Below are 26,488 nucleotides of genomic sequence, written 5' to 3'. Positions count from 1 at the left end.
TCATCGTCTGCGGCTGTGGGTTTCCACACCGCGCCGGCGCCCTTTGATATGGCGCCTCCACGACGGGTGCCCTACCCTCGTTTGCGTGAGCCTCAACGGAGAAGCTCTTCTCGAGATCGCGTGAGGAGCCAAGATGCCTTACGACGTGAACCCCGCTTCCACCGACATCGGCCCGGTCGCGCTCCATCCCCTGCTGTGGGTGGCGATGGCCGGTGTCTTCGGCGTCATCCTGCTGCAGTCGATCATCTACTACCGGGCCATCAGGCGGGCCGGGCCGGCGGTGGACCTGACACCCGATCAGGTGTCCGCGTCGGTCCGCTCCGGTGCCGTGGCCGCCATCGGGCCGTCGCTGGCCGTGGCCCTCGTGGCGATTTCCTTGCTCCCTCTGTTCGGGACGCCAGCGGTCCTGACCCGGATCGGCCTGGTCGGCTCGGCGGCCTTCGATGTGGCCGCCGCCGGCATGGCCGCGGGCACCCAGAACGCCGAACTCGGTGGCCCCACCTACACCCAGAAGGTGTTCGCGATCGGGTTCTCGGCGATGACCCTGGGCGGGCTCGCCTGGATGCTCAGCGCACTGATCCTGACGCCGATCCTCGCCAAGGGCGACAAGTCGCTGCGCAAGGTCGATCCGACGATCATGCTGATCGTGCCCGGAGCCGCGATGCTGGGCGCATTCTTCACTCTCACCCTGGCCGAGGGGCTCAAGTCGCGCGTGCACCTCACCCTCCTGTTCGTGTCGGCGGCGACGATGGGGTTATGCCTCCTCGGCGCCACGCACCTGAACAAACCCTTCCTGCGGGAATGGGGATTGGGCATCGCCATCGTCGTCGCCCTCACGGTCGCCCACTTCATGACCAGCGCCTGAGCGAGGAGGCACGATGTCCGTTGACGCCCGGCAACCGGGGATGCTCGCCCAATTCGATCGCACGATCTCGATCTGGGGTCCGGTCACGCTCTTCCTCGGCTTCCTCGTCTCGCTGTTCGCTGCCCTGTTCGCTGCCTTCGGCCTGGGCCTCGGCCTGACCGCGGGGGAGGTGTGGAAAGCGGTGAGCGTCGTGTTGGGGACCTTCGGCATCATCGCCATCGTCGAGCCGATTTCCTACTATCCGATCCTCGGGCGGGCGGCTACCTACCAGGCGTTCATGATCGGCAATATCTCCAACAAGCTGCTCCCCGCCGCCATCATCGCCCAGAGCAACCTCGACGAGAAGCCGGGCACCCGCCGCGGCGAGTTCATCGCGTGCGCGGCGATCATCGGCGCCGTCCTGGTCCACCTGACCACGCTCATCCTCTTCGTGGGAATCGGGGGCAGCATGCTCATCGACGTCCTGCCCGAGTCACTGATCGACGTCGCCCGTCGCTATATCCTGCCCGCCGTCTTCGGTGCCGTCCTGGTTCAGGTCGTCGTCGCCATGAAGGCACCGCGCACCACGATGATCGCGATCGTGGTGGCGTGCCTGGTCAACTTCCTCCTCATCCCCTATGTGGGAGCGCTGGCGAACTACGGCACGCCGATCGCCGTGATCATCACGATCCTGGGCGCGTGGTACGGCCGCGACCAAACCACCAAGCCGGCAGCGTCCACGACGAGCCAAGGAGAACCAGAATGAGTGAAGAACACGCGCAGCTGGCGACCGGGATAGCGGTGCCCCGGGACTTCCTCGACGAGCACATAGCGCTGTACAAGGAGTTCCACGCTGACCCCGAACTGTCGGCCCAGGAGCACCGCACCGCGGCGCGGATCGAGGGGCGCCTGGACAGCCTCGGCATCGAACATTTCCGGTGCGGTGGAACGGGAGTCGTCGCCACCATCCGCAATGGCGACGGCCCGACGGTTGCCTTCCGGGCCGATATCGACGGCCTGCCGATCGCCGAGGAAACCGGGGTCGATTATGCGTCCACGGCCACGGGGACCCTCCCGGACGGGACGACTGTAGGCACGATGCATGGGTGTGGGCACGACACGCACATCACGTCGGCGCTCGCCGCTGCCGCCTTCTTGACCCAACACCCGGACCGGTGGGCGGGGACGACGGTATTCGTCTTCCAACCCGGCGAAGAAAGCGCCTACGGCGCCAAGGCGATGGTGGCCGACGGGCTCTGGGACAAGGCGCCCAGGCCCGAGGTGGTGCTGGCGCAGCATTCCTGGCCCGACGACGCCGGCACGGTCGTCATCCGACCAGGCAATATGGCTTCCCTCGGCGATTCGTTGCGGGTCACGGTCACCGGCCAGCAAGCGCATGGTTCGCAACCGCAGAAGTCGAAGGACCCGATCGTTGCGGCGGCGTCCATGGTGGTGCGCCTGCAGACGGTGGTCTCGCGTGAGGTGGACCCGGAACTGCCGGCCGTAGTGACCGTCGGCACATTCCGCGCGGGAACGAAGGAGAACATCATCCCGGAAACGGCTGAGTTCAGCCTGAACATCCGCACCCCGGATCAGGAGGTCCGTGATCACGTCATCTCGGCGGTCAAGCGCATCATCGCCGCCGAGGCGATGGCGTCCGGCATCGCCGAACCCACCTTCGAGCCGATCAACAACTTCCCCCGGCTCTACAACGAGCCGGAGCAGACGGCCAAGGTCACCGAAGCCCTCGTCGCCGCGTTCGGCGCCGACCGGGTCGGTGACGGCCGCCTCGGCATGGGCTCCGAGGACGCGGGCTGGCTGAGCGACGCGATCGGCGTTCCCGGCGTGTTCTGGGCCTTCGGAGTGTTCGCCCCCGGGCAGGAGCAGCGATCCGGGGTGCATACTCCCGGCTACACCCCCGACCCCGAACATGCCATCAGCGCCGGCGCCGGCGCCGCGTTGAGTGCGCTGCTGGCCTACGTCGGGCGTTGACGGGGAGCCGCCTCACTCCTCGCCGAGATAGGCCTTGCGGACGTCGTCGGAGGACAACAGCTCCCGGCCGGTGCCGGACAGCACGACCTTGCCGACCTCCAGGACATAGCCGTGGTTGGCCAGCTTCAGCGCCGCCTGGGCGTTCTGCTCGACGAGCAGGATCGTCGTGCCCTGCTCCTGCAGGGTTCGCACGGTCGACATGATCCGCTTCATCATCAGCGGCGACAGCCCCATCGACGGTTCGTCGAGCATCAGCAGCTTGGGCCGGCTCATCATCGCCCGGCCCATCGCGAGCATCTGCTGCTCCCCGCCGGAGAACGTGCCGGCCGCCTGGTTGCTCCGCTCGCCGAGAATCGGGAACAGTTCGTATGCCGCCTGCAGATCCTTGGCGATCCCGGCGTGGTCGGTGCGCGAGAACGCCCCAAGCATGAGGTTCTCCTCGACGGTCATCCGCGGGAAGATGCGCCGGCCCTCGGGGGACTGGGCGATGCCCAGGGAGACGATGTCGTGCGCCGGGACATTGTCGATGCGCTTGCCCTGATAGACGATGCGTCCCGCGGACGGGCGCAGCAACCCCGAGATCGTCCGCAGCGTGGTCGTCTTCCCGGCGCCGTTGGTGCCGATCAGCGTGACGACCTCGCCCTCGCCGACGCTAAAGCTGATCCCCTTGACCGCCTTGATCTTGCCGTAGCTCACCTCGAGGTCGGCGACCTCCAGCATGGCGCTCACGCGTCCTCCTCGTCGTCGGTCTCGGCGCCGCCGATGTAGGCCTCGATCACCCGAGGGTCGCTTTGCACCTGGGCCGGGGTGCCCCAGACGAGCGCCGCGCCGCGCACGAGACACAGGACCCGGTCGCACAGTCCGAAGATGAACCGCATGTCGTGCTCGATGACGACGACCGCCAGGCCCTGGTCGCGGATCTTGAACACCAGCTCGCTGGTCTGTTGGGTTTCGAGGGGGTTCATCCCGGCTGTCGGTTCGTCGAGCAGGAGCACCTTGGGGTCGGTCGCCAGCGCCCGGGCGATCTCGAGGCGACGCTGATCGCCATACGGCAAATTGCGGGCGAGCAACTCCGCGGACTTGCCGAGACCGACAAAGTCGAGCAGTTCCTGCGCCCGGTCGCGGGACTCGCGCTCCTCGCGCTGATACTTGGGGCCCCGCAGGATCGAGGTGATCGCCCCCGACGAGGTGCGGCAGTAGCGGCCGACCATGACGTTCTCCAGCGCCGTCATGTTGCCGAACAGCCGGATGTTCTGGAAGGTGCGGGCCATCCCGGCCTTGACGACCGCGCGCGGCTTGGGCGGCAGCACCTGGCCAAAGAAGGTCACCGTGCCCGACGTCGGCTTATACATGCCGGTCAGGCAGTTGAAGAAGGTTGTCTTGCCGGCGCCGTTGGGTCCGATCAGGCCGACGATCTCGCCCTCGCGGACCTCGAAGTCGACATTGTCGACGGCCACGAGCCCGCCAAACCGCATGACGATCTTGTTGGCCTGCAGGACGATCTTGCCGGCCGGTTCCGCTGCCGCGTCGTGCGGGCCGCGCCCGGTGGTGACCGCGCTCATGCGCGCGACTCCGCGTCGACGTCGATCAGATGATCCTGCTGGATCTCATCCATCAGTTCCTCGTCTTCCTCGTGGAACTCCAGCTGCCGGCGCTTGCTGGCGATGATCCCCTCGGGCCGGAAGCGCATCATCAGCACGAGGAGCAGGCCAAAGAGCAGCAGCCGGTATTCGCTGAAGAAACGCAATTTCTCGGGCAGCAACTTCAAGATCGTCGCGCCGATCAGGACTCCGGCGACCGTGCCCATACCCCCGAGAACAACCGCGGCAAGCAGGAACGCCGATTCGAGGAAGATGTATTGGTCGGGCGAACTGGCCGTGTCCTGGTGGGCCTTGATCGTCCCGGCTAGACCGGCGAGGAAGGCGCCACCGGCGAAGGCGAACAGCTTGAGCGCGAAGGTGTTCACGCCCATCGCCTCGGCCGCCCGCTCGTCCTCGCGGATGGCGACCCATCCCCGGCCGATCCGGCTGTTGTTCAACCGGGTGAACACCAGGATGACGAACCCGACGAGCAACAACAGCAAGAAGTAGTAGTTGCTGAACCGGCCCAGCTGGAAGCCGAACACGGTGTGCGGTTTGCCGAAGTCGAAACCGAAGAAATTGAGATCGGGAATGCCCGGTATGCCGTTGGGCCCGTTGGTCAGGTCCGGCCCGTTGTTGCCGTCGAGGTTGAACATCGACAGCCGGAAGATCTCCCCGAAGGCGAGGGTAACGATCGCCAGGTAGTCACCGGATACGCGCAGGGTCGGGCTGCCGATGATCAGACCGAAGGTGGCGGCGACGCAGGCGCCGATGAGCATCACGACGATGAAGGGCGGCTTGAATCCGATCGTCGCCGAGGCGGCATGGGACATCATGGCGGCGACATACGCGCCCGAGCCGAGGAAGGCGATATAGCCGAGGTCGAGCAGGCCGGCGAGCCCGACGACGATGTTCAGGCCGATCGCGGTGGCGGCAAAGATGAGCACCTGCGTGGCGATCGACATGTTGGCGTCGGAGCCGTCCTGGGTGAACGGGAACAGGAAGGCGACGACGAACGCGGCCAGCGTGAGCACCGGGCGGTGCCGCTGGGCGACGTGGCTCAGCCAGGTGAAGAAGCGCGCCTTGGCCAAGGCGGCCGTGATGACCGCGACCATGACGAGGAAGAGGATGAACACCCACGGGTCGTTCCGGCCGAGGACGTAGGCGCTGCCGAAAAGCACGAGCGCCATCAGCACGACGATCGTGAGGATCTCCAGGATCGGGCGGGTCAATGCCTTGGCCAAGGACCGGAGCCGGGGCGTCGGCAGCAGCAGCCCGCCCACGGCGATGAGCAGCGCGGCCAGCAGCGCTAACCAGCCGCCCGGGTCGATGTTGACCAGGCCGCCGGCCTGCCAGGCGATGGCGACGAGCGAAAGCACGACGAATCCGATCGCGCCCAACCCCAGAGCGCGCAGTCCCGCGGCCGTGTCGAACCAGGCGCCGAGCCTGGCGAGCGGGCCGCGGTGAGCGAGGGCAAGGACGAGCCCGGCCAGGCCGATGAACATCGCGAACAACTGCACGCTCGCCGGCCACATGGTGACCGAGACGTCCTCCAGGATGCTGGGGTCGTAGCTCCACGACAGCAGCCCGCTGGCGATGAGCAGCACCGAACCGACCAGCGCGAGCGGCCAGCCCTTGCCGGCGTGCGCTTCCCGGGAGCCGGCGGGGATCTCTCGGCGCGAGCTCATGCCCGGTCCACCACCTTGGCACCGAGCAGCCCTTGTGGCCGGAAGACGAGGATGAGGATGAGCAGGCCGAACGCCCACACGTCCTTCCACGTCGACCCGCCGAACTGGCCGAGGATGCCCGGCAGATAGCGCGAGTATTGCGTCACGAGGGCCTCCAGGACGCCGAGGACGAGCCCGCCGACGACGGCACCCCAGATATTGCCGATGCCGCCGAGGACCGCGGCGGTGAAGGCCTTAAGCCCGGCGAGGAAGCCGATCTTGAAGTGGACATTGGTGACGAGCAGCCCCTGCGCGACACCGGCGATGGCGGCCAGCGCCGCTCCGAGGGCGAAGGCGACCACAATGATCCGGTCCACGTTGATCCCCATCAACCGGGCGGTGTCGGCATCCTGTGAGACCGCCTGCATGCCGCGCCCCACCTTGGTCTTGTTGATGAAGTACCACAACAAGGCGGCCGCCAGCAGCAGCGAGCCGATCGTGAAGATCGCCGCCCGCTGGATGCTGACGCCACCGGGAGTGAACGCGGGGCCGGTTACGACGTCGATCTGCGGGAAGGGGATTTTCGCCTTGGCCGAGGGAAAGTCGGCTCCGGGGACCTTGTCGAAGAAGAGCCGGACGAACTCCTGCAGGAAGACCGAGATCCCGATCGCCGTGATGAGCGGCGCGAGCCGGGGCGCATTGCGCAACGGCCGATAGGCCGCCCGCTCCATGAGCACTGCGGTCCCCACCGAGGCGAGCATCGCGCCGACGATCATGATCGGCAAAATCCAGAGCGCGGTCTGGCCCTTGAAGAACAGCAAATAGGTTGCCAGCGCCCCGAAGGCGCCGATCATGAATACCTCGCCGTGCGCGAAGTTGATCAGCTGCACGATGCCATAAACGACGGTGTAGCCAACGGCGATCAGCGCGTAGAGCGAGCCCAGCGTCAGTCCGTTGACCAACTGTTGGAGGAAAAGGGACACCGCCGGTGCACTCCTTGGACGAGATGGGACAGGCGCGTGACCCCGGTCACGCTGGGAGAACGGTAAATGACACGGCGCGTCGGCGGGGGGCAGGCAACGCTGTCCCCCGTCGACGCGTCATTGATGTCGTATGCCGACCGGCCGGTCCCCGGTCAGTCGAAGGAGTCCGTGCTCTCCGCCTTCCATTCGCCGCCGGTCACCTTGTAGACCGTCAACACTTTGGACGTGGTGTCGCCGAACTCGTCGAAGGAGACCTTCCCGGTCACGCCCTCGAAGTCGATCTTGCCGAGTTCGGTGATCGTGTTCTGCTTGGCGGCCTCGACACTGTCGGCGTCCTTGAGGCTGACCTTGAGGGCGTTGATGATCGCGTTCGCGGCGTCATACGAGTAGCCGCCATAGGCCGCGGACGGGTCCTTGTAGCCGGCCGTCTTGTACTGTTCCAGGAAGGCCTTGCCCGCCGCGGTGGTGTCCGTGGGCGCGCCGACCGAGGTGGCCAGGTCACCGTCGGAGCCCGAGCCGGCAAGCTCGATGAACTTGGGGTCGAAGATGCCGTCGCCACCCATGAGCGGGACGTTGAGGCCCTGGGCCTTCATTTGCTGGCTGAGCGGGCCAGCCTGCGGGTATTCACCGCCGTAGTAGACGGCCTGAGGGGCTTTCGGCTTGATCGCGGAGATGACGGGGTCGTACTTGTCGTCGTCGGGGTTGATCGTCTCGGCCGCGACCACGGTGCCGCCGAGCTTCTCGAACTCCGCGGTGAATGCCTCGACGAGCCCCTGGCCGTAGGCCTTCTTGTCGTGGATGGTGGCAACCTGCTTGAGGCCGGCCTTCTCGAAGAGGTAGCGCGCGGCGAACGGGCCCTGCACGGCGTCGGTGGTGCAGGTGCGGAAGTAGGTGGGGAACGGCCGCTTCGGGTTGGCTGCGTCGTCACCCTTGGTCAACGACACACCGGTGTTGGCCGGCGAGACCTGGACGATATTGGCGGCCGCCAGGACCGGCTGGACCTGCAAGGCCACCGAGGAGTTCAGCGTGCCGACGACGCCGATGACGTCCTTGTCGCCGGCGAGCTTGGTGGCGGCGTTCTTGCCGACATCCGCGCTGGCCTGGTCGTCTTCGGGGGCGATCTCGAGCTTCCAGCCCGGGATCGCATTGGACTCGTTGGCCTGCTTGATTGCCAGGTCGACGGAGTTTTGGATGCCGAGCCCGAGGGCCGCGAGGTCGCCCGAGAGGGGGGCGATGACACCGATCTTGGCCACCTTGGTGCTGCCACCATTGTCGCCGCCACCGGCGCTGGTGGACGACTCGTTCCCGCCCCGCGAGCCACAGCCCGCCATGATCAGGGAGGTGGCGAGCAGGGTGGCGCCGACAGAAACGACGGAGCGCTTGGTCAACGGATTGCCTCCTGTTAAAGAATCTGACGAGCTCCCGCCCGCCCGCTCCGCCTATGCATGGGAGCAGGGGCACATTAACCGCAAATGCTCCGGTTGCGACATACCCCCGGCGGTGGCGTGTCCCTCTCGTTATGCGTGCGGAGGCTATTTTCCCGGTCTGACACGGGGCCGACACCTGCTCGACACAGGGAGCTCGGTTAGCGTGTGCGGGCCAGCACAGCGAGCGAAGGAGCCACCCAATGCCCAGCAGCCGTCCTGCCGGAAAGTCCCGGCGCACTCTGTTGACCGCCGGTGGTGTGGGTGCCGCCGGACTGGCCCTGAGTGGCTGCGGGAGCGAGGACTCGGGAACGTCGAGCCCGTCCGGCTCCTCGGCCGCGGCTGCCGGGGGCGCGGCCACGGTGGCCGCCGCCGACGTCCCCGTCGGTGGCGGGGCGATCCTGACCGACGCCAAGGTCGTCGTGACCCAGCCGACCGAGGGGGAGTTCAAGGCGTTCAGCGCGGTCTGCACCCATGAGGGGTGCGTGGTCAGTGGCGTGACCGAGACCATCGACTGCGCCTGCCACAACAGCAAATTCTCCGTGACCGATGGCTCGGTGGTCTCCGGTCCAGCCACCGCCTCGTTGCCCGCCAAGACGGTCACTGCCGACGGCGACTCGTTGTCGGTCTCCTGACCGGGGGGCGCGCCCCGCGCGTGGCTCGGCGCGAGCGGCATCCGCGGGTGTCGCCGCGGCGGCATACAGTGATTTGCCGTGGCTGACCCGTCGAGCTATCGTCCCGCGCCGGGGTCGATCCCGACCGACCCGGGCGTCTATCGCTTCCGCGATCAGCACGGCCGGGTCATCTATGTCGGCAAGGCCAAGTCGCTGCGCTCGCGGCTGTCCAGCTACTTCCAGGACATCGCCGCCCTGCACCCACGCACGGCCCGGATGGTGCGGACCGGGGCCTCGGTCGAGTGGACGGTCGTGCACAACGAGGTCGAGGCCCTGCAGCTCGAATACTCGTGGATCAAGGAGTTCGACCCCCGCTTCAACGTCAAGTACCGCGACGACAAGTCCTATCCCTTCCTCGCGGTGACGATGGGCGATCCGTTCCCGCGAGCCCAGGTCATGCGCGGTGCCAAGAAGCCCAAGACCCGCTACTTCGGGCCCTATTCCCATGCGTGGGCGATCCGGGAGACCCTCGATCTATTGCTGCGCGTCTTCCCGATCCGCACGTGCAGCACCGGGGTGTTCAAGCGCGCCGGCCAGGTGGGGCGGCCGTGCCTGCTCGGCTATATCGACAAGTGCTCGGCGCCTTGCGTCGGCCGGATCGGCGAGGACGAGCACCGGTCAATCGCCGAGGACTTCTGCGACTTCATGGCCGGCAACACCAGCCGTTTCGTCAAGTCGCTCACCGCGCAGATGAAGGCCGCCGCCGCCGACCTCGACTTCGAGCGGGCTGCCCGGCTGCGCGACGACATCGAGGCGATGACCAAGGCCCTCGAACGCAATGCGGTCGTCCTCGGCGACGGCACCGACGCCGACGTCTTCGCGATCGCCGACGACGAACTCGAGATGGCCATCCAGGTCTTCCACGTCCGCGGGGGCCGGGTGCGCGGCCAGCGCGGCTGGGTTGCCGACAAGGACGCCGAGGGCGTCCCGAGCCTGATCGAGCACCTCCTGCTCCAGGTGTATGCCGGGGAGTCCGGCGACGGCATACCTCGCGAAATCCTGTTGCCGGTCCTGCCCACCGACCCCGCGGCCATGGGTGAGTTGCTCGGCTCCGTCCGCGGCCACAAGGTCGAGCTGCGGGTGCCACAGCGGGGCGACAAGCGGACCCTGATGGAGACCGTCCGGCGCAACGCCGAGCAGTCGCTGGCCCGGCATAAGGTCGCGCGGGCGGGGGACCTGTCGGCCCGGGCGCAGGCCCTGGAGGAGTTGACCACCCACCTCGCGCTCGACCAGTCCCCGCTGCGGATCGAGTGCTTCGACGTCAGCCACGTCCAGGGCACCAATGTCGTCGCCTCGATGGTCGTCTTCGAGGACGGGCTGGCCCGCAAGTCGGAGTATCGCCGGTTCATCATCGGCCGCGACGGCGACGGGCAAGTCGACGACACCGCCGCGATGCGCGAGGTGCTGACCCGACGCTTTCGCCGCTACCTCAGCGAGCGGCACGAACTGGACGAGGACGGTAAGGCCAAGAAGTTCGCCTACCCGCCCAATCTCGTCGTCGTCGACGGCGGCCTGCCGCAGGTCAACGCGGCCGCGCAGGTGCTGCAGGAGCTGGGTGTCGTCGACGTGGCCTGCGTCGGTCTGGCCAAGCGGCTGGAGGAGGTGTGGGTTCCCGGTGACGACTTCCCGGTCATCCTGCCGCGGGGAAGCCAGGGCCTGTATCTGCTGCAGCGGGTCCGGGATGAGGCGCACCGGTTCGCGATCACCTTCCACCGGGAGCGGCGCAGCAAGGCGATGACGGTCAGCGGGCTCGACGGCATACCCGGTCTCGGCACGGCCCGGCAGCAGGCCCTGCGCAAACACTTTGGGTCGGTCAAGAGGATTCGCGCCGCCAGCGCCGAGCAGATCGCCGAGGTTCCTGGCATCGGCCCGGCTCTCGCCGCGACGATCGTCGCCCGGCTCGGAGCGCAGCCGTCCGAGCCGGCCGTCAATGTCACCACCGGCGAAGTCCTGGACTGACCGGCGCGCGAGCCGGTGTTGAATAGGGCCGTGACGCAGGAGCCCATCGCCCCGGCCCCGACCCGACTGCGCCGGTTGAGCACCGACTTCGTCATCGTCACGGGGATGAGCGGTGCCGGGCGCTCGACGGTCGCCAACGTCATGGAGGACATGGGCTGGTATGTCGTGGACAACCTGCCCCCGCGGCTGATCCTCGATCTCGTCGAACTCGCCCATGACGTCTCGGCGGTCCGGGACGGGCGCCCGAGCAGGGTGGCCGCGGTGGTGGACGTGCGGGCGGGGGAGTTCTTTGCCTCGCTCCACGAGGCGGTCACCGACATGCGCCGGCGTGGGTGGACCCCGAACATCATCTTCCTCGACGCCACCGACGAGGCCTTGGTGCGCCGGTTCGAGAGCGTGCGCCGGCCGCATCCGCTCCAGGGCGACGGGCGGCTGCTCGACGGGATCCAGACCGAGCGGGCGTTGCTGCAGGAGCTGCGGTCCACGGCGAGCGTCGTCATCGACACCTCGGGCCTGAACGTCCATCAACTGACCCGCAAGGTCACGCCGCTGTTCAGCGTCAGCGACGAGCTGCCGCTTCGGCTGGCCGTGCTGTCCTTCGGGTTCAAGTATGGCGTTCCGCTCGATGCCGATTTCGTCTTCGACATGCGCTTCCTGCCCAACCCTTTCTGGGTGCCCGAGCTGCGCCTGCTCACCGGGCAGGACCAGGCCGTCGCCGACTATGTGCTCGCCCAGGAAGGTGCCGGCGACTTCGTCGCGCAGGTGCGCGAGCTGATGGCCACCGTCACTGCCGGCTATCTGCGCGAAGGCCGACGCTATGTCACGCTCGCCGTCGGCTGCACGGGCGGCAAGCATCGCTCCGTGGCGGTCGCCGAGCGACTGGTTCACGAGCTGGGCGGGCCCGAGATTGCGACCTTCGCCCTCCACCGCGACCTGGGCCGCGAATGAGCTCCCACCGGGTTGTCGCCCTCGGCGGTGGTCACGGCCTGGCCGCCTCACTGGCCGCCTTGCGGCTGGTGTGCGACCGGATCACCGCGGTGGTCACCGTCGCCGACGACGGCGGGTCGAGCGGGCGGCTGCGCCAGGAGTTCGGCGTGCTCCCGCCGGGTGACCTACGGATGGCGCTGGCCGCCTTGTGCGATAACACCGCCTGGGGCCAAAAGTGGAGCGATGTGCTGCAACACCGCTTCTCTGGGGAGGGACCGCTCGGCGGGCACGCTCTGGGGAATCTGCTGATCCTGGCGCTGTGGGATCTCGACCCCGACCCGGTAGCCGGCCTCGACCTCGTCGGTCGGCTGCTCAACGCGCGCGGACGCGTCCTGCCGATGGCGGCCGTGCCGTTGGAGATCCGCGCCCAGGTCGCGCTCGACCCGAGCCGGCCGGATGCCGTGATGACCGTCACCGGGCAGCACAATGTCGCGAGCACCGGCGGTCTGGTCAAGTCGATCGCGCTGGAACCGGCGTCACCCCCCTGCCGGGAGGAGACCCTCCAGGCGATCGCCGACGCCGACTGCGTCATCCTCGGGCCGGGCTCGTGGTTCACCTCCGTGCTGCCGCACCTGCTCGTCCCACAGCTCCTTGCCGCCCTCCAGCGCACCCGGGCCCGCCGGGTGTTGACGCTCAACCTCGAAATGCACACCGACGAGACCATCGGCTTCTCCGCATCCGGGCACATCGATTCGCTCGCCCAGCACGCCCCGGGACTTCGCCTGGATGCCGTGCTCGCCGACCCGTCGGTCGTCCGGGAGGATCCGGGCCTGGCGCAGGCCGTGCATCGCATCGGCGCCGAACTCATCGTGGCCACCGTGGCCGGACGCGACCCGGGCCACCACGATCTGCTGCGACTCGCCGCGGCCTATCGCGACCTGCTGCTGACCCCGTGAGTCCCCCAGCCGAGGCGGGGTGATCGTGGCTCCTCCCGGTAGCCACCTGGCCTCCGGGGAAATGCGAGGATGTCCCGATGGCGATGACAGCGTCCGTCAAGGACGAACTCAGCAGACTCGAGGTCACCAAGACCTGTTGCCGCAAGGCCGAGGTTGCCGCCATGCTGCGCTTCGCCGGGGGACTGCACATCGTCGGGGGTCGCATCGTCGTCGAAGCCGAGCTCGACACCGCCAACACCGCCCGGCGGCTGCGCCGCGAGATCGCCACCCTCTATGGCCACTCGAGTGAGGTCATCGTTGTCGCGGCCGGCGGGCTGCGCAAGGGCAGCCGATATGTCGTGCGCGTCGTCGAGGCCGGCGACGTCCTCGCCCGTCAGACCGGACTGATCGACGTGCGGGGACGGCCGGTGCGTGGGCTGCCGGCCAAGGTCGTCGGCGGCGCGATGTGCGACGCGGTCGCCGCCTGGCGCGGCGCCTTCCTCGCGCACGGCTCCCTGACCGAACCGGGCCGCTCGTCTGCGCTCGAGGTCACCTGTCCCGGCCCGGAAGCGGGGCTCGCACTCGTCGGCGCCGCCCGGCGGATCGAGATCGCCGCCAAGGCGCGGGAGGTGCGCGGAGTGGACCGGGTGGTCATCCGGGACGGCGACGCGATCGGCGCGATGCTCACCCGGATGGGCGCACACGAGGCAGTCCTCGTCTGGGAGGAGCGGCGGCTGCGCCGCGAGGTGCGGGCCACCGCCAATCGCCTGGCCAACTTCGACGACGCCAACCTGCGCCGCTCGGCGCGCGCCGCTGTCGCCGCCGGGGCCCGCGTCCAGCGGGCGATGGAGATCCTCGGACCGGAGGTCCCCGATCACCTGCGCTTCGCCGGCGAGTTGCGGCTGGCTCACAAGCAGGCCTCGCTCGAAGAGCTTGGTCAACTCGCCGAACCACCGATGACCAAGGACGCCGTCGCCGGGCGGATCCGGCGGCTGCTGGCGATGGCCGACAAACGAGCGGGTGAACTCGGCATACCCGACACCGAGGCGTCGATCACCGCCGACATGCTCGACAGTTGAGCGCAAACGGCTCATTCTGTCCGAACCTTGGGCGGGGTGCACGGCACCCCTTGCTACCAATAGGCTGGCTTCTGGATTCGAAGTCGCACCGATGCGGCTTCCCCCACCTCGAACCGGAAGGTATGTGAGCATGACTGTTCGCGTTGGCATCAACGGCTTCGGCCGCATTGGGCGCAACTTCTTCCGCGCCGTGCAGGCGTCGGGAGCCGACATCGAGATCGTGGCCGTCAACGATTTGACGGACAACAAGACGCTCGCAACCCTCCTGAAGTACGACTCGGTGCTCGGCCGCCTCGACGGCGACGTCACCTTCGACGAGGAGTCGATCACGGTCAACGGCAAGTCCTTCAAGGTCTTCGAGGACCGCGACCCCGCCAACCTGGACTGGAAGGCCGTGGGCGCCGACGTCGTCATCGAATCCACCGGCTTCTTCACCGACGCCACCAAGGCCAAGGCCCACATCGACGGCGGGGCCAAGAAGGTCATCATCTCCGCTCCGGCCAAGAACGAGGACGCGACCTTCGTCATGGGCGTCAACGACGGCGACTACGACCCGGAGAAGCACAACATCATCTCCAACGCGTCCTGCACCACCAACTGCCTGGCCCCGATGGCCAAGGCCCTCAACGACGAGCTCGGCATCGTCAAGGGCCTGATGACCACCATCCACGCCTACACCGGCGACCAGAACCTGCTCGACGCCCCGCACAAGGACCTGCGCCGCGCCCGCGCCGCCGCCCTCAACATCGTGCCGACCACGACCGGTGCCGCCAAGGCGGTCGCCTTGGTGCTGCCCGAGCTGAAGGGCAAGCTCGATGGCTACGCGCTGCGCGTGCCCACGCCCACGGGCTCGGCCACCGACCTGACCTTCGAGGCCTCGCGCGAGACCACCGTCGACGAGGTCAACGCCGCCGTCAAGGCTGCCGCCGAGGGCCCGCTCAAGGGCTACCTGCGCTACTCCGAGGACCCGATCGTCTCGATGGACATCGTCACCGACCCGGCGTCCTGCATCTTCGACGCCCCGCTGACCAAGGTCATCGGCAACCAGGTCAAGGTCGTCGGCTGGTACGACAACGAGTGGGGCTACTCCAACCGGCTCGTCGACCTCGTCGTGCTCGTGGGCAAGAGCCTCTGATCCGTCATGGGTGATCTCGCTTCGCTGGGCGACCTGCGCGGCAAGCGCGTGCTCGTCCGCTCCGATCTCAATGTGCCGCTGGACGGCACGACGATCACCGACGACGGCCGGATCCGGGCCTCGCTCCCGACGATCACGGCCCTGACCGAGGCGGGCGCACGCGTCATCGTGTGTGCCCACCTCGGGCGGCCCAAGGGCGCCCCGGAGGCCAAGTACTCCTTGGCCCCGGTCGCCGCCCGGCTCGGTGAGCTGCTGGGTCACGAGGTGACGTTCGCGACCGACACCGTCGGCGAGTCCGCGCGGGCCGCCGTCGACGCGATGGCCGACGGCGACGTCGTCCTCCTCGAGAACCTCCGGTTCAACGCCGGCGAGACCGCCAAGACCGACGAGGGGCGGGCCGAGTTCGCCGACGCCCTCGCCGGCCTTGCCGACGCCTACGTCTCCGATGGCTTCGGCGTCGTCCACCGCAAGCAGGCGTCGGTCTATGACGTCGCGACCCGGTTGCCGTCGGCGATGGGCGGTCTGGTCAAGACCGAGGTCGATGTCCTGAAGCGCCTGACCGAGGACCCCGAGCGGCCCTATGTCGTCGTGCTCGGTGGCGCGAAGGTCGCCGACAAGCTGGCGGTCATCGACAACCTGCTCGGCAAGGCCGACCGGTTGCTGATCGGCGGCGGCATGCTGTTCACCTTCCTCGCCGCGCAGGGCCACGAGATCGGCAAGAGCCTCTTCGACGCCGAGTCGCTGGGGGCGTGCACGGGCTATCTGCAGCGCGCCGCCGACAGCGGCGTCGAGATCGTCCTGCCGGTCGATGTCGTCTGCGGCAAGGACTTCGCCGCCGACACCGAGACCGCCGTGGTGGACGCCGACAAGATTCCCGCCGACATGATGGGTCTCGACATCGGTCCGCGCTCCGCGCAGCTGTATGCCGACAAGCTGGCCGACGCCAAGACGGTCTTTTGGAACGGCCCGATGGGCGCCTTCGAGATGGCCCCCTTTGCGGCCGGCACCAAGGCCCTGGCCGACGCCCTGGTCGACATCACCGCCAAGGGTGCCCTGACCGTCGTCGGCGGCGGCGACTCCGCGGCCGCGGTCCGGCAGATGGGCTTTGCCGACGACCAGTTCGGTCACATCTCCACCGGCGGCGGCGCCAGCCTCGAATACCTCGAGGGCAAGGCTCTCCCCGGCATCACGATTCTGGAGGGTTCTCAATGAGCCGCACACCCCTGATGGCGGGCAACTGGAAGATGAACCTCGACCACCTCGAGGCGACTCATCTGGTGCAAAAGCTCGACTGGACGTTGCGCGACGCCAAGCACGACTTCGCCGACGTCGAGGTCGCGGTGTGCCCGCCGTTCACCGACCTGCGCACCGTCCAGACGCTGGTCGATGGTGACAAGCTGGAGGTGAAATATGGCGCCCAGGACATCTCCGTTCACGACAGTGGCGCCTACACCGGTGAGGTCAGCGGCAAGTTCCTCGCGAAGCTCGGCTGCACCTATGTGATCGTCGGGCACAGCGAGCGCCGCGAGTATCACAACGAGACCGACGCGGTCGTCGCCGACAAGGTCGTGGCGGCATACCGCTATGGCCTGACGCCGATTTTCTGCTGCGGTGAGGGTCTGGAGATCCGCAAGGAGGGCCGGCATGTCGCGCACGTGCTCGAGCAGGTCCGCGCGGGCCTCGCGCAGATCACCCCGGAGCAGGTCCGTTCGATCGTCGTCGCCTATGAGCCGATCTGGGCGATCGGCACCGGCGAGGTCGCCACGCCGGAGGACGCCCAGGAGGTGTGCGGCGCGATCCGCACCCAGCTGGCCGACATGTATGGCGGCGACACCGCCGACGGCATCCGCATCCTGTATGGCGGCTCGGTCAAGTCGAGCAACATCGCCCAGATCATGGCCGGCGGCGACGTCGACGGGGCCTTGATCGGCGGCGCGTCACTCGACCCGGTCGAATTCGCCGCGATCTGCCGGTTCAAGCAGCACTTCGCTCCCGGCTGAGCTAGCCCGACCCGGCAATGGGCCGAACACCGATCACGGTGTTCGGCCCATTGCTAACCCCCAAGGGGGCGCCTGGATGCCGTGCCCTTCGCAGGGGTCAGGCCACGGCCACAGCGCTGCGCCTGGCTGCCCGGCGGGTCGCTACCCGCGTGCCGAGGAGGGTCAGGCCGATCCCTAGCCGAGGCGACGTCGGCCGAACGCCGCCGGCTGGAGCGCGACCTGCACGACGGGGTGCAGCAGCGTGTCCTCGCGACGGGCGTGCGGTTGCGGCTGTTGCAGGCGCGGCTGCCGCCCGGCCACGCGGCCGAGGTCGACGCGGCGGTTGCCGAACTGCGCGAGACAATCAACGAACTGCGCCGGATCGCGCATGGCATCCGCCCCAGCCAACTCGACGGCGGACTCGCCGCGGCACTCGAGGCCATCAGGGCGGCCTCGCCGATCCCGATCGAGGTCCACGCGGCCGGTCCGAATGCCGCCGCTGATGGAGTCCGACGGGGCGCGGGCGGCTGCCGCACTCCGGAGGTCGTCCGTGCGCTCGTGCGTGCTCGGGGCGGATCGGCCCGCGAGGAGTTGTCGCCTCGGGAACTCGATGTGCTCCGGCTGGTGGCCGAGGGGCACTCGAATGCCGTTATCGCCGAGAAGCTGGTCCTGTCCGGCCGCACGGTTGAGTCGCACGTACGGTCGGTGTTTGCCAAGCTCGCGCTCGATGACGACGGCAGCACCCACCGGCGGGTCTTGGCCGTGGTCACCTATCTCGAATCGCGGCTGCCTCCCTGACGCAGGGTGCGCGGTTCGCCGACGGAACCCGCCGGGCCGGCGGAACGTTTGGCCATCGCGACCTGCTCACCGTGGGGTTAGACTGTCAAAGCTGCCGGCCCGCCCGGTGGCACTCGAATGTTGAGGAAAGGGGCATCGTGAACTCGGTGCGCATCGGCCTGCAGGTGCTGCTGGTGATCTCTGGGCTCTTCTTGACCCTGTTGATCCTGCTGCACAAGGGCAAGGGCGGCGGGCTGTCCGACATGTTCGGCGGCGGGCTGTCCACGTCGATGAGTTCGTCCTCGGTCGCCGAGCGGAATCTGACCCGCATCACGATCATGATCGCGCTCATCTGGGTGACCGCGATCGTCGGGATCGGCCTCATCGACCGCTTCAACGTTCAATAGCTCCCTCCTACGCCCGTGGGCAATGCCGCCCCGGACGTCCCCCACTGAGAGGATCGTCGAGCGAACAATGGTCGGTGGCAATGCAATTCGTGGGAGCCGGGTCGGCGCCGGTCCCATGGGAGAAGCCGAGCGCGGCGAGGTCGCGCCGCGGCTGTATATCTCCTATTTCTGTGCCAACGGGCACGTGACCCGGCCGAGTTTCGCCCAAGAGCCCGGGCTGGTGGTTCCGGAGTTGTGGGATTGCCCCCGCTGCGGCCTGCCCGCCGGCACCGACGCCGACAACCCGCCGGACGCCCCGCGGGTCGAGCCCTACAAGACCCACCTCGCCTATGTCAAGGAGCGCCGCTCCGACGCCGACGGCGCCCAGATCCTCGACGAGGCTTTGGAATCACTCCGCGATCGCGGCCTGATCCGCTAAAGCTAAAAGACAACCGATCCCGTCAGCTCGCCGAGGTCGTGGGGGAGGCGGCACAAGGGCGGCGAGCCCTCGGCTGCACACCACAACCGTTCCCGATCCCTCACCTTGTGGCCGAGACCTTGGCTCACTATGTGGTCCTGCGATCCGAGGCCCACGTCCTCGTGGATAGAGTGTTCTAGACCGACCGTCGGTCTAGAGCGCCGGTCATCACGGAGGAGCAGATGCCCCGGCCACGACAACCCGAGGTGCGCAAACGCGACATCCTAGATGCCGCGGAGCGGTTGTTCGTCACGCGCGGGTTCGACCAGACCTCCGTGCAGCAAATCCTCGATGCGACGGGCTTGGCGAAGGGGACCTTCTACCACCACTTTGCGAGCAAAGAGGCGCTCATGGCGGCCATCCTCGACCGCGAGGTCGAGGGCATCCGTGACCGGTGCCTCGGGGTGCTGGAATCTCCCGGGCTGTCCTCACCGCAGCGGCTGATGGCCGTCGTGGCCACCGGCCAGGCCCGGTCGGCAAGTCAGCAGGACATGCTCGCCGAACTGCACCGGCCGCAGAACATCCGCTTCCACCACGAGGCACTCGAGAAGACCATGCACGCCGTCCTGCCGATCCTCACCCAAGTCGTCCTTGACGGAATCGCCGATGGCGACTTTCGGACCGACTACCCAGAAGAGGCGTTAGAGATGCTCCTGCGCTATTCGGACGCCGCCTTCGACGAATTGGCGATCGTCGCCGACGCAGCACTGGAGCGCAGACGCCACGCCTTCGTGCATCACGCCGAGCTGCTTCTCGGCGCGGCGCCCGCGTCCTTCGACTTCCTCCTTGAGTTGCTGTCCCAGGCCGAGAAGGAGGCACGGCCATGATCCGCACGATGGTGCGAGCCAGCCTGGGAGCCAACCGGCTCGTGTCGGTGTTCCTGGCGGGCTTCCTCCTGCTTGCCTCCGCGCTCTTGTCGTCGGCACTCATTCTGACCCTGGGTGTGTTCGGCAGCGTCGACCGCTTCATGGAGCAGGCGAAACTCCCGCACTACATGCAGATGCACTCGGGGCCGGTCAACGCCGAGCGCATGCAGCGATTCGTCGACGCTCGCCCCGAGGTCACCGACTACGAGCTGATCGAGATCCTCAATGTCGACAATGGCGCCCTGGCCTTCGATGGCACGTCGCTGGGTGCCGAGATCCAGCAGAACGTTTTTGCGACCCAGTCGAAGCGCATGGACCTGTTGTTGTCGACCGACGGCACGCTGATCCATCCGAAGCCGGGCGAGATCTACGTCCCGCTCTTCTACCAAAGCACATACGATCTCAAGCAGGGCCAGCAGGTCAGCGTCCGCACGCCGGACGGTGAACGGATCTTCACGATCGCCGGCGTCTTCCGGGACGCGCAAATGAACTCCACCATGTCCTCCTCCAAGCGCCTGCTAATCAGCGACGCGGATTATGCGCAGTTGCGCGAGACTCCCGGTACCTCACCCGAATACCTCATCGACTTCCGGCTGCGTTCGCCTGGCGACGCCAAGGCGTTCGAAGCGGCCTACGCGAAGGCCGGTCTCGAGGCCGACGGTCCGTCGCTGACCTGGGGGCTCTTCCGGCTGGTGAACAGCCTCAACGACATGGTGACCGTGCTGTTGATCTCCCTGATGTCGTTCATCATCTTGCTGATCTCCTTCCTATGCATCCGCTATACCCTGCTGACGACCATCGAAGAGGACCTGCGCGAGATCGGCGTCATGAAGGCGATCGGCGTGCGGGACAAACGGATCCGGGCGATCTACCTCGGCAAGTACCGGTGGCTGCTGGGCGGCGGCTGCGTCGTGGGGTTCCTCCTCGCCGTGGCAGCGCGCGGCGCCATCCTCGCCAATGTCAAGCGCCAGATGGGCGCGGTCAACCACCCGTGGCTCGGGTTGCTTGCCGGCCTGCTCGGCGCGGCGATCGTCTATCTGGTCGCGGAGGGGTATGTCCGTCGCGTCCTTAAGAAGTTGCGCAAGATCTCCCCGCTCAACGCCCTCCACGGGGTCTCGGGTCTCAGCAGGACCAAGCAACGCCCGCGCCCGGCGATCGCGCCGGCCACGGGCCGGGCGGTCAATCGTCGATATGCGCTCGCCGCTATTCGGCGCGATCCGTCGCGCCACCTGACGATTCTCGTCGTGGCCTTCCTGGTCACTCTCGTCCTGCTCGTGCCCTTCCGAGTCGGCGCCACGGTGGGCTCGGAGAAGTTCGTGACCTATATGGGCATGGGCGACTACGACCTGCGGATCGACCTGCTCAACCGCGACGACGCCACCGCCGTAGCCCGCCGGATTCAGGACGCGCTCGCCGGGAACCGCGAGGTGCGGCAGCTGGCGACCTACACCCTGGAGACGGAGTCGGTCACGACGCCGAAGGGCGAGACTCACCCGCTGCGGATCGACTACGGCGACCCGCGGGCCTTCCCCCTGCGCTATGGCTCCGGACACGCCCCGCACACCGCAAGCGAGATCGGCCTGTCCGAACTCAACGCCGACTGACTGGGCGTCGGCTTGGGCGAGACGCTCGAGGTCGCTGCCGCCGCAGGCGCCAGGAAGTTAACGATCACCGGCCTCTACCAGGACATCACCAACGGCGGCAAGACGGCCAAGGCAGTGGACGGCCCGACGCGAGACGACCCCCATCCCGGCGTCACGATCGCCATCGGCCTGCGGGAGGCCTCCTCGGCGCCCGATGTCGCCCGCGCCGTCACCACGGCGGTGCCCGGCGTGAACGTCATCGACACGGGCGAGTATCTGCGGCAGATGATGGCCGATCTCATCAGGGTGATGAGCGTCCTGGCGTGGGTCTTTTCGGTGGTTGCCGTGGCGATTGCCGCCCTCATCGCCGGGATGTCGATCCGGCTCATGCTCACCCAGGAACGCAAGAGCACGGCGGTCATGGGGGCGATGGGCTTCACGTCCACGGATCTGCGCAGTCAATTCCTGCTCCGGATCCTCTCGATGGTCGCGATCGGCGTCCTCGTCGCCATCCTGGCGGCCGGTCCGGTCGGAAACGCCGTCGCCGACGTCATCTTCAGCACCGTCAATGTGTCCGGGCTCAAGCTCGTGTTCAGCCCGGTCAGCACCGCCCTCGGCGCGGCCCTTGTCCTGGCCAGCGCCTGGCTGGTCACCGCCATCAACACGAGAGCCAATTTCAACTCGGCCTTGGCCGACCGACTCAAGGCGTAGGAGAGCCGCGATGACCGCCTTGCTGTCCGCCCACGGCGTCAACAAAAGCTTCGCCCAGGGGGATGCTCGCAACCAGGTCCTGACCGATGTGTCAGTCACCATCAACTCCGGCGATTTCGTCGCGATCATGGGCCCGTCCGGATCCGGGAAATCGACCCTGCTCTACTGCCTCAGCGGGATGGACCCGGTCGACTCCGGCGAGATCCGCCTCGAAGACGTCGACATCGCCACTCTCTCCGAGGACGAGCGGACGAGCCTGCGCGGTGAGCGGATGGGCTTCGTCTTCCAGGACGCCAATCTGTTGGAGTCGCTCAATGTCCTCGACAACATCCTGTTCGCGGCCGCACTGCGGGGCCACGCGCGGATGGACGAACTGCGTGCCCGGGCGCGCGAGTTGATGGAACTCACCGGGATCTCGGGACTGGAGGATCGCGGCGTCACCGAGGTGTCCGGTGGGCAACGGCAACGGGTGAGCCTGTGCCGCGCCCTGCTGCACCAGCCCGCCGTGCTCTTCGGCGACGAACCGACGGGCGCCTTGAACTCTCAGGCGTCCGCCGACGTCATCGCCCTGTTCCGCACGCTCAATGCCCAGGGAACTACCATGCTTATCGTCACCCACGATGCGCGCGTCGCCGCCAGCGCCTCGCGCGTCCTCTTCCTCTCCGATGGGCGCACCGTCGACGAGGTGCACCTCATGCGGGACCTCACGCCGGGCGAGCGGGAGGAACGGGTCGGCGCGGCGATGAGCCGGCTGGGCATCTGACCTCTCCTTCGGGTGTCAAGCCCCCCGGGCCCACGGGGCGCGAGCGAAACCTCACGCTCTGGGCGCCTCGCCGGCGGCCACCGCCTGGCTCGCCGTCGTCGACCGGCGGCGGGAGAGCTTCGGCATACCGCGGACGAGCGCATCTGCATAGACCTCGTCGGCGTCGAGCCGGCGCAGCTCGTCGGCGAGGCACTCGGCGTCGCTGCGGTGCGGCAAGGCGATCCGGCGCAGCGGCTGGCCGGGCTGCTCGAGCGTCGCGGTATTGCCCTCGGGCCGGACCAGGTCGATATTGCCGCTTTTGCGTTCGAGCCGGACGCTGATGATGCCCGATCCCGAACGCGCCTTGGCCAGGGTGACCGGGCACTTCAGCTCGTTCTCCAACCAGGCCGCGAGCAGCAGGGCCGACGGCGAGTCACCCGCGCCGACGACCGTCGCCGCGGTGACCGACTCGTAGGGCGCGTGATCCAAGGAGGCGGCCAGGCGCCCGCGCCACAGGGTCACCCGCGACCAGGCCAGATCGGTGTCGCCCGGGCTGTAGCTCGACGCCCGTGCGGCGAGCGCGGCGTGCGGCCGTTTGACGGCGCCGGCGTCGGTGATCCGACGGCTGGCCATCGCCCCGATCGGGTCGGCGCTCGGATTGGCGGGAGCATCGCTCGGCCACCAGGCCACGATCGGGGAGTCGGGCAACAGCAGCGGGATGACGACCGCACGGCCGTGCTTGGTCAACTGCCCATACAGGCGGAAGACCACGACCTCGCTCGCGCCCGCGTCGCCGCCGACCCGGATCTGGGCATCCAGGCGGGTGGAACCGCGCGCATTGGCCGTGACGACGCAGATCACCCGACACGGGTGCTGGCGGCTCGCGTCATTGGCGACGTCGATGGCGGCGTCGATCTCGGCCTCGGTGCACACGACGATGAGCGTCAACACCCGCCCGAGTGCCATCGCGCCGACGTCGTCGCGCAACTGGATGAGTTTCTTGCTCACCGCCCCGGTGGTCGTGCTCGGCAGGTCGATGATCATGGCAGCCTCCAGTAGCGACCGTCCCGGCCCATCAGGTCGTCGGCCTCGCGGGGACCCCACGTCCCCGCCTCGTACTGATCGAGGCCTCCCGACTGGCGCGCCCAGTGAGCCTCGATGGGGTCGAGGATCTGCCAGGACAGCTCGACCTCCTCGTGCCGGGGGAAGAGCGGCGGGTCCCCGAGCAGCACGTCGAGAATCAACCGCTCGTAGGCCTCCGGCGAGGACTCGGTGAACGCGCGACCATAGCCGAAGTCCATCGTGACGTCGCGAACTTCCATTTGTGCCCCAGGCACTTTGGCGCCGAAGCGCATCGTCACGCCCTCGTCGGGCTGGACCCGGATGACGATGGCGTTCTCGCCCAACTCCTCGGTCGCGGTGTCGGCGAACGGCAGGTGCGGCGCCCGCTTCAAGACGACCGCGATCTCGGTCACGCGCTTGCCGAGGCGTTTGCCAGTACGCAGATAGAAGGGCACCCCCGCCCAGCGGCGAGTGGCGACTTCCAGTTTGACCGCGGCATAGGTCTCGGTGGTCGAGCTGCCGGCGACGCCCTGCTCGTCCAGGTATCCGCCGACCTGCTCGCCACCTTGCCAGCCCGCGGCATACTGCCCGCGGGCGGTGGCTGCCCCGATGTCGGCGGGGACGCGGACCGCCGCGAGCACCTTCTCCTTCTCGGCACGAAGTTGGTTGGCGGTGAAGGAAGCCGGCTCCTCCATGGCGGTGAGCGCAAGCAACTGCAGCAGATGGTTTTGGATGACGTCGCGGGCGGCGCCGATCCCGTCGTAGTAGCCGGCCCGGCCACCGATGCCGATGTCCTCGGCCATGGTGATCTGGACGTGATCGACGTAGTGGCTGTTCCAGATCGGCTCGTACATTTGGTTGGCGAAGCGCAGGGCGAGCATGTTCTGGACGGTCTCTTTGCCGAGATAATGGTCGATCCTAAAGACCGCATCCGGCGGGAAGACGCCCTCGACGATGCTGTTCAGCTCGCGGGCGCTGGCCAGGTCGTGCCCGAACGGTTTCTCGATGACCACCCGCCGCCAGGTGCCTTCCTTGGGGGTGGAGAGCCCGGAGCGCTCCAGCTGTTGGCAGACGGTGGCAAAGAAGCCCGGCGGGATCGAGAGATAGAAGGCGGTGTTGCCTCCCGTTCCCCGGGCCTCGTCGAGCTCGTGCAAGGTGGTGGCGAGCTGGTCGAAGGCGGCGTCGTCGTCGAAAGCCCCCGGCACGAAGCGCAGGCCCTCGGACAGCGCCCGCCACACCTCCTCGCGGAAGGGAGTGCGCGCATACTGCTTGACCGACTCGTGGACCACCTTGCCGAAGTCCTGATCGGCCCAGTCGCGCCGCGCGAACCCGACCAGCGAAAACCCCGGCGGCAGCAGCCCGCGATTGGACAGGTCATAGATCGCCGGCATCAGCTTCTTGCGGGCCAGGTCGCCGGTGACGCCAAAAAGGACCATTCCGCACGGGCCGGCGATGCGCGGGAGCCGCTTGTCGCGGGGATCTCGGAGCGGGTTGATTCCTGGTGCGACACGAGCGGGAGACATCACGATCCTTTCCGTATGCCGTGCCGTCGGTGCCGCGTCTTTCGGCCGCAGCGCCGACCGCACGGGCGGCTATTTGGCGGCGTCCAGCGCGCTCTGCAGGTCGGTCAACAGGCTGGTCCAGGCCTGTTCGAACTTATCAACGCCCTCCTGCTCCAACAACGCGGTGACTTCGTCGTAGGAAATCCCTTGAGCGGCAATGTCATCGAGGACCTTGGCGGCGTCGCCATAGTGGGCGGTGACGGCGTCGCCCGCGATATTGCCGTGGTCGATAACCGCGGTCAGGGTCTTCTCGGGCATCGTGTTTACGGTGTTGGCGGCGACCAGATCGGTGACATAGAGCGTGTCGGGGTAGTCCGGGTCCTTCACGCCGGTCGACGCCCACAGCGGCCGCTGCTTGTGCGCCCCGGCGGCTTCGAGCTCCGCCCAGCGGGGAGTGGAGAAGACCTCTTCATAAGCCTGATAGGCGAGTTGGGCGTTGGCGACCGCGGCCCTGCCCTTGAGCGCGAGCGCGTCCGGGGTGGCGATGGCGTCCAGGCGCTTGTCGATCTCGGTGTCGACCCGGGAGACAAAGAACGATGCCACCGAACGGATCTGGGCGAGATCCTTGCCGGCTGCCTGGGCCCGCTCCAGCCCCTCGAGGTAGGCGTTCATGACCGCGCGATAACGCTCGAGGCTGAAGATCAGCGTCACATTGACGCTGATGCCCTCGCCGATCACGGCCGTGATCGCCGGGAGGCCCTCGATCGTCGCCGGGATCTTGATCATCACATTGGGCCGGTCCACCGCGGCATACAGCGCCTTGGCCTGCTCGATCGTCGCGCCCTCCTGGTGGGCCAGGCGGGGATCGACCTCGATCGAGACCCGGCCGTCCTGGCCGGCGGTGGCGTCATAGATCGGCCGGAAGACGTCGCACGCGTCGCGCACATCCTGCGTGGTGATCGCAAAGACCGCGTCGTCGACGGACGTGCCGGCCTCTGCGAGTTCGGCGACCTGAGCGGCATACGCATCACCGTCCTTGAGCGCCGCCTGGAAGATCGACGGGTTGGTCGTCACCCCGACGACGCCGCTGTGCTCCATGACGTCCTTGAGGTTCCCGGAAGTGATGCGCTCGCGGGAGAGATCATCGAGCCAGACGGAGACACCGGCCTCGGTCAGGGCGGTGAGATTGGCGTTGGCGGTCAC

Annotated in this window: 26 protein-coding genes; 18 read left to right on the top strand and 8 right to left on the bottom strand. The window is 67.8% G+C overall.

Going from position 1 to position 26,488, the window contains the following annotated elements; genetic code table 11:
- Positions 1-133: 133 nt before the first annotated feature.
- The 3 genes from V9G19_RS07720 to V9G19_RS07710 are packed head-to-tail and all read left to right on the top strand — an operon-like array spanning position 134 to position 2,836.
- The gene (locus V9G19_RS07720; RefSeq protein ID WP_462284884.1) at positions 134-865 is read left to right on the top strand and encodes a DUF5058 family protein; all 732 of its coding nucleotides are present in this window, start codon (positions 134-136) and stop codon (positions 863-865) included.
- Between the two features lie 13 nt (positions 866-878).
- Complete coding sequence (locus tag V9G19_RS07715) at positions 879-1,610, top strand: hypothetical protein (protein WP_462284883.1); 732 nt, start codon at positions 879-881, stop codon at positions 1,608-1,610.
- Positions 1,607-2,836 (top strand): amidohydrolase, encoded by a 1,230-nt coding sequence (locus V9G19_RS07710; protein WP_462284882.1) that lies wholly within the window; start codon positions 1,607-1,609, stop codon positions 2,834-2,836. The genes V9G19_RS07715 and V9G19_RS07710 overlap by 4 nt, the downstream gene beginning before the upstream one ends.
- A 12-nt stretch (positions 2,837-2,848) precedes the next feature.
- Here V9G19_RS07710 and V9G19_RS07705 read toward each other — a convergent pair whose 3' ends face one another.
- The 5 genes from V9G19_RS07705 to V9G19_RS07685 all read right to left on the bottom strand — a co-directional run bounded on the left by V9G19_RS07705 (position 2,849) and on the right by V9G19_RS07685 (position 8,454).
- Entirely contained in the window at positions 2,849-3,556 is a 708-nt protein-coding gene (locus tag V9G19_RS07705) for an ABC transporter ATP-binding protein (RefSeq protein ID WP_462285049.1), read from the bottom strand.
- A 5-nt stretch (positions 3,557-3,561) separates the two neighbouring features.
- Positions 3,562-4,398, bottom strand: coding sequence for an ABC transporter ATP-binding protein (locus tag V9G19_RS07700; RefSeq protein WP_462284881.1), 837 nt, complete (start codon positions 4,396-4,398; stop codon positions 3,562-3,564).
- On the bottom strand, positions 4,395-6,104 hold the full coding sequence (locus tag V9G19_RS07695) for a branched-chain amino acid ABC transporter permease (RefSeq protein WP_462284880.1): 1,710 nt from the start codon (positions 6,102-6,104) through the stop codon (positions 4,395-4,397). Before V9G19_RS07695 ends, V9G19_RS07700 begins: the two co-directional genes overlap by 4 nt.
- Entirely contained in the window at positions 6,101-7,066 is a 966-nt protein-coding gene (locus tag V9G19_RS07690) for a branched-chain amino acid ABC transporter permease (protein ID WP_462284879.1), read from the bottom strand. The genes V9G19_RS07695 and V9G19_RS07690 overlap by 4 nt, the downstream gene beginning before the upstream one ends.
- A 152-nt stretch (positions 7,067-7,218) precedes the next feature.
- The gene (locus V9G19_RS07685) at positions 7,219-8,454 is read right to left on the bottom strand and encodes a branched-chain amino acid ABC transporter substrate-binding protein (protein ID WP_462284878.1); all 1,236 of its coding nucleotides are present in this window, start codon (positions 8,452-8,454) and stop codon (positions 7,219-7,221) included.
- 239 nt (positions 8,455-8,693) lie between these two features.
- On the opposite strand from V9G19_RS07685, the gene V9G19_RS07680 reads away from it, so the two are divergent.
- From V9G19_RS07680 to V9G19_RS07610, 15 genes are all read left to right on the top strand, one after another.
- Positions 8,694-9,125, top strand: a complete 432-nt coding sequence (locus V9G19_RS07680; RefSeq protein ID WP_462284877.1) for a Rieske (2Fe-2S) protein — start codon at positions 8,694-8,696, stop codon at positions 9,123-9,125.
- Between the two features lie 78 nt (positions 9,126-9,203).
- Positions 9,204-11,123: an excinuclease ABC subunit UvrC gene (gene uvrC / locus V9G19_RS07675; protein ID WP_462284876.1), complete on the top strand. Its 1,920-nt coding sequence runs from the start codon at positions 9,204-9,206 to the stop codon at positions 11,121-11,123.
- Positions 11,124-11,153: 30 nt separating this feature from the next.
- A complete protein-coding gene (gene rapZ / locus V9G19_RS07670; protein WP_462284875.1) occupies positions 11,154-12,071 on the top strand; it encodes an RNase adapter RapZ in 918 nt (305 codons plus the stop codon).
- Positions 12,068-13,006: a gluconeogenesis factor YvcK family protein gene (locus tag V9G19_RS07665; RefSeq protein WP_462284874.1), complete on the top strand. Its 939-nt coding sequence runs from the start codon at positions 12,068-12,070 to the stop codon at positions 13,004-13,006. Before rapZ ends, V9G19_RS07665 begins: the two co-directional genes overlap by 4 nt.
- Before the next feature lie 77 nt (positions 13,007-13,083).
- Positions 13,084-14,064, top strand: coding sequence for a DNA-binding protein WhiA (gene whiA / locus V9G19_RS07660; RefSeq protein WP_462284873.1), 981 nt, complete (start codon positions 13,084-13,086; stop codon positions 14,062-14,064).
- A 130-nt stretch (positions 14,065-14,194) separates the two neighbouring features.
- Complete coding sequence (gene gap / locus V9G19_RS07655; RefSeq protein ID WP_462284872.1) at positions 14,195-15,199, top strand: type I glyceraldehyde-3-phosphate dehydrogenase; 1,005 nt, start codon at positions 14,195-14,197, stop codon at positions 15,197-15,199.
- Between the two features lie 6 nt (positions 15,200-15,205).
- Positions 15,206-16,411 (top strand): phosphoglycerate kinase, encoded by a 1,206-nt coding sequence (locus V9G19_RS07650; RefSeq protein WP_462284871.1) that lies wholly within the window; start codon positions 15,206-15,208, stop codon positions 16,409-16,411.
- Complete coding sequence (gene tpiA / locus V9G19_RS07645; RefSeq protein ID WP_462284870.1) at positions 16,408-17,199, top strand: triose-phosphate isomerase; 792 nt, start codon at positions 16,408-16,410, stop codon at positions 17,197-17,199. Before V9G19_RS07650 ends, tpiA begins: the two co-directional genes overlap by 4 nt.
- Before the next feature lie 81 nt (positions 17,200-17,280).
- The gene (locus V9G19_RS07640) at positions 17,281-17,976 is read left to right on the top strand and encodes a helix-turn-helix transcriptional regulator (protein WP_462284869.1); all 696 of its coding nucleotides are present in this window, start codon (positions 17,281-17,283) and stop codon (positions 17,974-17,976) included.
- Between the two features lie 137 nt (positions 17,977-18,113).
- The gene (gene secG, locus V9G19_RS07635; protein ID WP_462284868.1) at positions 18,114-18,362 is read left to right on the top strand and encodes a preprotein translocase subunit SecG; all 249 of its coding nucleotides are present in this window, start codon (positions 18,114-18,116) and stop codon (positions 18,360-18,362) included.
- 67 nt (positions 18,363-18,429) lie between these two features.
- Positions 18,430-18,780, top strand: coding sequence for an RNA polymerase-binding protein RbpA (locus V9G19_RS07630; RefSeq protein ID WP_462284867.1), 351 nt, complete (start codon positions 18,430-18,432; stop codon positions 18,778-18,780).
- 221 nt (positions 18,781-19,001) lie between these two features.
- Complete coding sequence (locus V9G19_RS07625; RefSeq protein WP_462284866.1) at positions 19,002-19,646, top strand: TetR/AcrR family transcriptional regulator; 645 nt, start codon at positions 19,002-19,004, stop codon at positions 19,644-19,646.
- Positions 19,643-21,289, top strand: coding sequence for an ABC transporter permease (locus tag V9G19_RS07620; RefSeq protein WP_462284865.1), 1,647 nt, complete (start codon positions 19,643-19,645; stop codon positions 21,287-21,289). The genes V9G19_RS07625 and V9G19_RS07620 overlap by 4 nt, the downstream gene beginning before the upstream one ends.
- A gap of 12 nt (positions 21,290-21,301) precedes the next feature.
- The gene (locus V9G19_RS07615) at positions 21,302-21,979 is read left to right on the top strand and encodes an FtsX-like permease family protein (protein WP_462284864.1); all 678 of its coding nucleotides are present in this window, start codon (positions 21,302-21,304) and stop codon (positions 21,977-21,979) included.
- Positions 21,980-21,989: 10 nt separating this feature from the next.
- Positions 21,990-22,742: an ABC transporter ATP-binding protein gene (locus V9G19_RS07610; protein ID WP_462284863.1), complete on the top strand. Its 753-nt coding sequence runs from the start codon at positions 21,990-21,992 to the stop codon at positions 22,740-22,742.
- A 51-nt stretch (positions 22,743-22,793) separates the two neighbouring features.
- Here the strand turns inward: V9G19_RS07610 and V9G19_RS07605 are convergent, their stop codons facing one another.
- The 3 genes from V9G19_RS07605 to tal form a co-directional block, all read right to left on the bottom strand.
- Entirely contained in the window at positions 22,794-23,765 is a 972-nt protein-coding gene (locus V9G19_RS07605; protein WP_462284862.1) for a glucose-6-phosphate dehydrogenase assembly protein OpcA, read from the bottom strand.
- On the bottom strand, positions 23,762-25,306 hold the full coding sequence (gene zwf / locus V9G19_RS07600; protein ID WP_462284861.1) for a glucose-6-phosphate dehydrogenase: 1,545 nt from the start codon (positions 25,304-25,306) through the stop codon (positions 23,762-23,764). The genes V9G19_RS07605 and zwf overlap by 4 nt, the downstream gene beginning before the upstream one ends.
- Before the next feature lie 69 nt (positions 25,307-25,375).
- Positions 25,376-26,488 (bottom strand): transaldolase, encoded by a 1,113-nt coding sequence (gene tal, locus V9G19_RS07595; protein ID WP_462284860.1) that lies wholly within the window; start codon positions 26,486-26,488, stop codon positions 25,376-25,378.

This window comes from Nostocoides sp., from assembly GCF_037045025.1.
Taxonomy (GTDB): domain Bacteria; phylum Actinomycetota; class Actinomycetes; order Actinomycetales; family Dermatophilaceae; genus Nostocoides_A.
Note: the sequence above shows the minus strand (reverse complement) of the source record. Positions and strands in the feature narration are given on the sequence as shown.

Bases quoted from the DNA above. Each gene is read 5' to 3' on its own strand.
- V9G19_RS07720 (WP_462284884.1), top strand. From the start codon at position 134: ATGCCTTACGACGTGAACCCCGCTTCCACCGACATCGGCCCGGTCGCG.
- V9G19_RS07715 (WP_462284883.1), top strand. From the start codon at position 879: ATGTCCGTTGACGCCCGGCAACCGGGGATGCTCGCCCAATTCGATCGC.
- V9G19_RS07710 (WP_462284882.1), top strand. From the start codon at position 1,607: ATGAGTGAAGAACACGCGCAGCTGGCGACCGGGATAGCGGTGCCCCGG.
- V9G19_RS07705 (WP_462285049.1), bottom strand. From the start codon at position 3,556: ATGCTGGAGGTCGCCGACCTCGAGGTGAGCTACGGCAAGATCAAGGCG.
- V9G19_RS07700 (WP_462284881.1), bottom strand. From the start codon at position 4,398: ATGAGCGCGGTCACCACCGGGCGCGGCCCGCACGACGCGGCAGCGGAA.
- V9G19_RS07695 (WP_462284880.1), bottom strand. From the start codon at position 6,104: ATGAGCTCGCGCCGAGAGATCCCCGCCGGCTCCCGGGAAGCGCACGCC.
- V9G19_RS07680 (WP_462284877.1), top strand. From the start codon at position 8,694: ATGCCCAGCAGCCGTCCTGCCGGAAAGTCCCGGCGCACTCTGTTGACC.
- V9G19_RS07665 (WP_462284874.1), top strand. From the start codon at position 12,068: ATGAGCTCCCACCGGGTTGTCGCCCTCGGCGGTGGTCACGGCCTGGCC.
- whiA (WP_462284873.1), top strand. From the start codon at position 13,084: ATGGCGATGACAGCGTCCGTCAAGGACGAACTCAGCAGACTCGAGGTC.
- gap (WP_462284872.1), top strand. From the start codon at position 14,195: ATGACTGTTCGCGTTGGCATCAACGGCTTCGGCCGCATTGGGCGCAAC.
- V9G19_RS07650 (WP_462284871.1), top strand. From the start codon at position 15,206: ATGGGTGATCTCGCTTCGCTGGGCGACCTGCGCGGCAAGCGCGTGCTC.
- tpiA (WP_462284870.1), top strand. From the start codon at position 16,408: ATGAGCCGCACACCCCTGATGGCGGGCAACTGGAAGATGAACCTCGAC.
- V9G19_RS07630 (WP_462284867.1), top strand. From the start codon at position 18,430: ATGGTCGGTGGCAATGCAATTCGTGGGAGCCGGGTCGGCGCCGGTCCC.
- V9G19_RS07625 (WP_462284866.1), top strand. From the start codon at position 19,002: ATGCCCCGGCCACGACAACCCGAGGTGCGCAAACGCGACATCCTAGAT.
- V9G19_RS07620 (WP_462284865.1), top strand. From the start codon at position 19,643: ATGATCCGCACGATGGTGCGAGCCAGCCTGGGAGCCAACCGGCTCGTG.
- V9G19_RS07610 (WP_462284863.1), top strand. From the start codon at position 21,990: ATGACCGCCTTGCTGTCCGCCCACGGCGTCAACAAAAGCTTCGCCCAG.
- V9G19_RS07605 (WP_462284862.1), bottom strand. From the start codon at position 23,765: ATGATCATCGACCTGCCGAGCACGACCACCGGGGCGGTGAGCAAGAAA.
- zwf (WP_462284861.1), bottom strand. From the start codon at position 25,306: ATGTCTCCCGCTCGTGTCGCACCAGGAATCAACCCGCTCCGAGATCCC.